This is a genomic window from Empedobacter sp. GD03865 (assembly GCF_029840775.1).
Taxonomy (GTDB): domain Bacteria; phylum Bacteroidota; class Bacteroidia; order Flavobacteriales; family Weeksellaceae; genus Empedobacter; species Empedobacter falsenii_B.
In genome coordinates this window covers 1-639 of record NZ_JAOCDF010000085.1, presented here as the reverse complement: position 1 = coordinate 639, position 639 = coordinate 1, and the positions used below count along the sequence as shown (strand labels likewise).

The 639-nt window shown below is 41.6% G+C and carries 2 protein-coding genes; both read left to right on the top strand.

The genetic code is table 11. The features are described 5' to 3' along the window. Window positions 1-397: tyrosine-type recombinase/integrase (locus N5D46_RS14760; RefSeq protein WP_280050456.1), on the top strand; the 397-nt coding region annotated here is incomplete at its 5' end. Next, the coding region (locus N5D46_RS14755; RefSeq protein ID WP_280050455.1) for a transposase zinc-binding domain-containing protein at window positions 376-639 on the top strand (264 nt) is incomplete at its 3' end. The genes N5D46_RS14760 and N5D46_RS14755, both read left to right, overlap by 22 nt.

The following is a 639-nucleotide window of genomic DNA, read 5'->3' as shown; positions in this document are numbered from 1 at the left end:
AAAAAAAGATCGATATGTTCCTTTATCTGATCATTTGATACGGGGAATAAAAAGATATATTTCAGCCGAACATCCCACTACTTTTTTATTTACAGGAAACACGAAAGATGCCAAGGGTTTTGATTCTCGTTACAGTCAACGCGGTGTTCAATGGGCAGTTCAATCTATCAGTAAAAAAGCAGGTATTTTAAAAGATGTGCACACGCATACTTTGCGCCATAGCTATGCCACGCATTTATTAGAAGATGGCGTAAATATCCTTCAAGTTCAGAAATTGATGGGGCATGAACGGGTGGAGACCACTATGGAATATTTACATGTTTGCCAATTGGAGCAACAAAAAGTACACAGTCCACTTGATACCGTTTTTGCTTTATGCAGCCGCAGTGGGAAGTAGCCCATGTATTGCAAAAAGTAGATTTATCCAACCAAAACTTTACCGTTCATCAAGAGAAAACGTTAAGGGCATTAACGTTGTGCAGAACTTCAGCGTTGGGCGGTCATGTAGATGCTTGCGATGCTTGCGGAAACATCAGTATTAGTTACAACAGCTGCCGCAATCGGCATTGTCCAAAATGTCAGGGACACAAACGCGAAGAATGGATACAGGCACGCGCGCAAGATTTGTTGCCTTGTTCG